The organism is Streptomyces sp. NPDC092296 (assembly GCF_044755465.1).
Classification (GTDB): Bacteria; Actinomycetota; Actinomycetes; order Streptomycetales; family Streptomycetaceae; genus Peterkaempfera.
Map to the genome: position 1 here is coordinate 1 of NZ_JBIVRB010000038.1, position 1,078 is coordinate 1,078.

At 73.6% G+C, this 1,078-nt stretch carries 1 protein-coding gene; it reads left to right on the forward strand.

Annotated features, from left to right (window positions below; genetic code table 11):
* Positions 1 to 17: 17 nt before the first annotated feature.
* A partial coding sequence (locus ACIQGZ_RS29570; RefSeq protein WP_402607820.1) for an aldehyde dehydrogenase family protein occupies positions 18 to 1,078 on the forward strand: 1,061 nt, incomplete at its 3' end.

Below are 1,078 nucleotides of genomic sequence, written 5' to 3' on the forward strand. Positions count from 1 at the left end.
AAGGAGTGCGTGTGCGCATGGACGCTGTGACCCAGGTCCCCGCACCGGTGAACGAGCCGGTCCACAGCTACGCCCCCGGCAGCCCCGAGCGGGCCCGGCTGGAAGCCGAGCTGAAGCGGCTCGCGGCGGAACCGGTCGAGCTCACCATGACCATCGCCGGCGAGCAGCGCCTCGGCGGCGGTGAGCCCGTCGACGTCGTCCAGCCGCACCGCCACGCCGCCCGGCTGGGCACCCTGCGCGGTGCCACCCGCCAGGACGCCCAGGACGCCGTCGACGCCGCGCTGGCCGCCGCCCCCGGCTGGCGGGCGCTGTCCTTCGACGACCGCGCCGCCGTCTTCCTCAAGGCCGCCGACCTGCTCGCCGGCCCCTGGCGCGAGACCATCGCGGCGGCGACCATGCTCGGCCAGTCCAAGACCGCCCAGCAGGCCGAGATCGACTCGCCGTGCGAGCTGGTCGACTTCTGGCGGTTCAACGTCCACTTCGCCCGGCAGATCCTGGCCGAGCAGCCGGTCTCCTCGCCGGGGGTGTGGAACCGCGCGGACCACCGGCCGCTGGAGGGGTTCGTCTACGCGGTCACGCCGTTCAACTTCACCGCCATCGCCGGGAACCTCCCCACCGCCCCCGCCCTGATGGGCAACACCGTGGTGTGGAAGCCCTCCCCCACCCAGACCTTCGCCGCGTTCCACCTGATGCGGCTGCTGGAGGCGGCCGGACTTCCCGCCGGCGTCGTCAACCTGGTCACCGGCGACGGCAAGGCCGTCTCCGAGGTCGCGCTCGCCCACCCCGAACTGGCCGGCATCCACTTCACCGGCTCCACCGCCACCTTCCAGCACCTGTGGCGCACCGTCGGGGAGAACATCGCCCGCTACCGCACCTACCCCCGGCTGGTCGGCGAGACCGGCGGCAAGGACTTCATCCTCGCCCACCCCTCCGCCGACCCGGCGGTGCTGAGGACCGCGATGACCCGCGGCGCCTTCGAGTACCAGGGCCAGAAGTGCTCCGCCGCGTCCCGCGCCTACGTCCCCGCCTCCCTCTGGGAGCGGATCGCGGACGGCTTCCGCGAGGAGGTCGAGCGGCT